The organism is [Phormidium] sp. LEGE 05292, from assembly GCF_015207735.1.
Classification (GTDB): domain Bacteria; phylum Cyanobacteriota; class Cyanobacteriia; order Cyanobacteriales; family Aerosakkonemataceae; genus Floridanema.
This window is the reverse complement of sequence record NZ_JADEWG010000260.1, coordinates 1-5,249: the sequence shown is the minus strand read 5'-3', so window position 1 is coordinate 5,249 and position 5,249 is coordinate 1. Positions and strand designations below refer to the sequence as shown.

Sequence of the window (5,249 nt, the reverse complement as noted above, 5' to 3'; positions counted from 1 at the left end):
CCTGCCCCCTCAACTAGCAATTTAAAAGACTAATAATTCACCATCCCCATGTACCAGGGCCACCTTTAAAAGGCCCAACAATATCAGCAGTAATCCATCCTCCATAAAAATCACCTGCTTGCGGTGTGACTAACTCATCATTCACATAGCAAGCATCCATTAAATTGGCATTAAATCCATAGTATTCTTGAATTGATTCAAAACCGGGGGTAGGCTGAAAAACTCGCCAAGCAGCATGATTTATATATTTATCACCAATGCTGACATCGTAATATTGCCAGTACCCTTTCCATTCACACAACCCTTTTGTAGATGTGCCGATCAGGTGTTCTAGTTTAATATCTTCAGGGGGGAAGTAATAAGTAGGAGGATGACTGGTTTCTAAGACTCTTTTGCCTTTATTAGTTTCGGCTAAAACAATGCCATTACAAATTACCTTCAGATGTTTATTGGTATCTTCTAAGAGTGCCGGACGAGGGTAATCCCAAACTGATTCTTGACCGGGTTTTGGTGGGATTCGATTTGGTCTCATAGTGAATGATTTTCTGATTTAATGAAGTTGGGTTATTAGGCGATCGCACAACGTAGCTAATGCAGTTACCATGTACTGTATACTACTCTCAAAATGAGTAGCACTTATTAATATAAACTAATTTATTAAAATACAAAAATAATCCGTCCCAGAAATTCTACTTTGCGTCAGCGAACATTTAGTTTTAAGCTAAAGCGCATCTAAATTGCATATTTTAGGCGTGAGGCAAAAACTGTCAATCCCTCTTCCCATCTCCCCATCAGCCTATATATTAAATTTAAATGCCTAGCAGTTTAGGAGCGATCGCCAGTTGACACCCACCACCAAACAAGGTAAGTTTTTAATGGAATCCTAATATAAAGCAAAATCTTGGTATATAATCGCCAAATTATCAGGATTAAGTTAATAGAGTAAAAATTATCGGAGTTTAAGTTAAATTTATGACTAAACAGTATATTCCAAATGCCTTTTTAAAAGTAGAGAACTCCCAAGTTTATGCTGTATTTCAAGCTAGTCCACGTCCTCCCGAACTTATTGCGAATAAATCTTGGTTAATAGTTCTAGAGATATTTGTTCATCAACATGATATTGAATCAGCCTATAATATTTTTGAAAAATTAAAATTAAGCCCAATCATTACTCAAGTTACACCAAAACTCCAGCCTTATCAATCTCTCATTTCTGAGCAAACTTTAGTAGTGTTAAGTGCTGCCAATTTAGCAATTTTGAAAAAAGGCTTTAATAGTTTTTTTGATGAAAAAGAAACTTTTCAGATAGCCATGTTAAGTCAAGGTAATTATCAAGTTTTAGCACAATTATTTTTACCTTTTTCACTAAAGAATGATTTAGAAGAAATCAACAGCTTAGATGATTTTAGAAAACTAGTTATTAACTTAGAAAAAATTGGTTTATTGTCTGTTGCTAATAATTCTCTAAATTGGGGTGACTTGAAAAGAACTAACCCGATGTGTCAATTCTATGGTTATTTAAGAGGAGAACCAATTGACAAATATTATGTTAATAAATTTATTGAGAAAATTAAACCAGAAATTGTTGGTAATATTCTGGAAATCGGGGCTGGGCCACAAGCTAAAGAAACTTATGAATTAAGTGATGACTGCTCATACCGAAATCTTAATATAAAAGCATTGCCAGAAGTAGATATAGTCGGAGATGTTCATGATGTGAATTTAGTTGAACCTGAATCTTGTGATACAATTCTTCTCTTTAATGTTCTAGAACATTGCTATGCTCCTTGGATAGTAATAGAAAATATTTATACCTGGTTAAAACCGGGTGGTAAGTGTTTTGCTGCGACTCCAGTTGGCGTGAGAATTCATGCTGACCCCACAGATTATTGGCGACCTCTGCCTAACGCTTTTACTTGGATGTTGAGAAACTTCTCCAAACACGAAATTTATTCTTATGGTAATGCCATGAGTGTAACAGCTTCTTTGTATGGCATATCTCACCAAGAATTGACTATTGAAGAACTAGATGCTTATCATCCAGATTACCCAGTTACTGTTTGTATCGAGGCAACCAAATAGACTGATATTAGCAAAAAAGAATGTTTTTTACTCAATATGGCCCAGAAATTCTCCTCCGTATGGGCGAACATTTAATTTTAGTAGCGATCGCCATGACAGTAGCAACCTCGATCGGCATTCCTTTAGGCATCCTGATCGCTCGCCAACCGAAAATTGCCCAACCCATTCTCGTTGTTGCTAACGCCATTCAAACTATTCCCAGTTTAGCAATTTTCGGCTTCCTAATTTCTGTACCATTTCTCGGAGGAATTGGTACAACTCCTGCCATTGTCGCCTTAATTTTATACGCTTTACTCCCCTTGATTCGTAATACTTATATCGGCATTAATAGCGTCGATCCAGCAATTCGAGAAGCCGGAATAGGGATGGGAATGACAGACAGAGAATTGCTGTTGCAAGTAGAAATTCCCTTAGCTTTAGGAGTAATTTTAGCAGGAGTTAGAGTAGCAACAGTTATTTGTGTGGGAGTTGCCACTATTGCAGCTGCGATCGGTGGTGGCGGATTAGGAGTATTCATTTTTCGCGGTATTGCTACAGTTAACAATCAGTTAATTCTAGCAGGAGCAATACCTGCTGCTTTAATTGCTTTAGGGGCGGATTTTTTCTTGGGATGGTTAGAAAAGCAACTCACGCAACATAGAGAAAGAAAAGAAAATTTTGGTCGTCAAATTGCTGTTGCTTCCGGCATATTATTGGTAATCATATTAGGATTAGTTGTCTTGGTTTACCGACCAACAGCACCAACAATTGTTATCGGTGGTAAAAACTTCACCGAACAATATATTTTGGGAGAAATTCTCGCTCAACACATTGAATCCCGCACCAAACTAAAAGTCGATCGACGCTTCAACTTAGGAGGAACTTATATCGTTCATGAAGCTGTAAAAGCTGGGAAAATAGCAGGCTATGTAGAATACACAGGAACAGCATTGACAGCTATCTTAAAACAGGAGCCAATCAAAAATCCTGAACTTGTTTATCAAAAAGTCAAACAAGAATACGACCAAAAATTCAAGTTAGAAGTCATGAAGCGTTTGGGATTTAACAGTACCTACGCGATGATTATTCGTGGAGAAGATGCTAGACGTTTAAAAATCAAAACTCTTTCCGAAGCAGCTAAATATACTCCCCAATGGCAAGCCGGATTTTGGTATGAATTTCTGGAAAGAAAAGACGGTTATGAAGGGTTAATTAAGACTTATGGCTTCAAATTTACCAAACCTCCTAAACAGATGGAGTTAGGATTAATGTATCAAGCTTTAAAAGAAAAGCAAGTAGATTTTGTTGCAGCAAATGCTACAGATGGCTTAATTCCTGTGCTGGATTTAGTGGTTTTAGAAGATGACAAAAAGTATTTCCCTCCTTATGAAGCTATCCCGGTTTTTAATCAAGAAATTCTGAAAAAATATCCAGAATTACGAGAGGTAATTAATGAATTAGCTGGGTTAATTACAACAGAAGAAATGCAAAAGATGAATTATCAAGTAGATAATCAATCTCGTCCAGTTGAAGAAGTTGCCCGTGCGTGGCTAAAATCTAAAAAACTTTAAGCTGCATTTCTTTTTAAAACTGATCTTTTAGTTGAGCGAACAAGCGATCGGGAATAGCGTGTTCTTCCAAATAAACAAAATTGTACTTTTGTTCTATACTTTGCCACTCGATCGTTAGGAAACTGTAAGACAGCTATCTTGTCTGTCTACCACTAACTTTGCTAGTTTTGAGCAATTCTAAAACCAGCGTGTTGATAAAAATGGGGACGAAACCAATTGCGATAAAACCTTAACGCCTCTGTTCCATTTGTCGCCCAAGCACCACCCAACATCATCTTATGTTGGTTATCAAAAAAGGGTGCTGAGTTGTCTTCATAAAGACAATGGGTTTTAAATCCGGGCAATGGGTTAAAATCATCATTCAACCATTCCCAAACATTACCCCGTAAATCGTACAATCCAGAATGAGTTTCGGCTTGTTTTAAGATACCAACTGGGCTAGGTGAACCAAATTTTAAATTAAGATTGAAATCATTCATTCTATCCAATCCAGAAGTTTTTCCGTTAGCATCAATTCCATAAGTTGCTAAATGCCATTCTGCTTCACTCATTAAGCGAATGTTCTCACCTTTCCACCGACAATAAGCCATTGCTTCATAATGATTTACTTCCACTGGCCAATCTAAAGGCAGTTCAATTTCATCAAACATTGCTCGATATTTGTAACCACCATTGCTAGGTATCCAAAATTTGGGATGTTTGACGTTATATTCAATTTTCCAACCCCAAGATTCTTCATCCCAAAAATCTTGATTCTCGTAGCCACCAGCATTAACAAATTCCCGAAATTCTGCATTGGTTATCATATACTTACTGGCAGCGAATGGTTCAACCTTAACTTGACGATAACCATGATCGCAATCCCAACCATAAAGCGGGAAATCTTCTGGTTTACCAAGTTCAACTATCCCACCTGAAACTTCGATCATTTCATTATGGGAAATGTCACCATTAAAAGGTGCATATTGCCAATTTTCAGGACGTGCAACTTTCTCTACAGGAAGTTGTCGAATTAGCATAGAAGAAGTTTCAAAATGAATCCGCTGATGTTCAATTCCCATTATCAACGCCCAAAGGGGATGATTTTGATGAATTGGGAGATTAAGTGGCGTGCTTTTAATCACTTCTGAAACGATTTCATAAGCTTGGTGACGATATTCCCAAACTTCTGCTAAATTCGGCCATTTAATATGAGAAATTGCTGCATTCAGTTCATCTGGATTTTGCGGATCGACTCCTACTCCAAATATCAATTCGTAATCTGGATTAAGACTTTTTTCTAACAAATTCACCATCATTAATTTGTTGAGATAAAAACCTGCTGCATGACCTAAGTAAAAAATTAGCGGGTTTCTTAAAGAATCTGGATTAAGATATAAAGTCTCTTCTCCAACTATGCTTTTCATCAGCAAATCTTCCAATTCCCAGGCGTTTTGAAAGTAACTGAATATTTCTTCTCTGCTACAAGTATTTAGTTGGATTGGTGGTTGAAATTTCAGAGTATTCATTGTTAAATCTTTGATTTTTTTAATGGTTTGGGGTACTGATGCAGCGTGGCAGAAAGATGGGGTATTTTGGTGAAGTAAGAGAACAGGGACAAGGGGAATGGGGGAATGG

General features: G+C 37.1%; 4 protein-coding genes. 2 read left to right on the top strand and 2 right to left on the bottom strand.

Annotated features, from left to right (window positions below):
* Positions 1-37 precede the first annotated feature (37 nt).
* A complete protein-coding gene (locus IQ264_RS31430) occupies positions 38-532 on the bottom strand; it encodes a DUF427 domain-containing protein (protein ID WP_193986475.1) in 495 nt (164 codons plus the stop codon).
* 440 nt (positions 533-972) lie between these two features.
* On the opposite strand from IQ264_RS31430, the gene IQ264_RS31425 reads away from it, so the two are divergent.
* Both IQ264_RS31425 and IQ264_RS31420 read left to right on the top strand, forming a co-directional pair.
* Positions 973-2,082, top strand: a complete 1,110-nt coding sequence (locus IQ264_RS31425) for a class I SAM-dependent methyltransferase (protein WP_193986473.1) — start codon at positions 973-975, stop codon at positions 2,080-2,082.
* A gap of 20 nt (positions 2,083-2,102) precedes the next feature.
* Complete coding sequence (locus IQ264_RS31420; protein WP_193986471.1) at positions 2,103-3,632, top strand: glycine betaine ABC transporter substrate-binding protein; 1,530 nt, start codon at positions 2,103-2,105, stop codon at positions 3,630-3,632.
* Positions 3,633-3,793: 161 nt separating this feature from the next.
* Here the strand turns inward: IQ264_RS31420 and ovoA are convergent.
* The coding region (gene ovoA, locus IQ264_RS31415; RefSeq protein ID WP_322744842.1) for a 5-histidylcysteine sulfoxide synthase at positions 3,794-5,249 on the bottom strand (1,456 nt) is incomplete at its 5' end.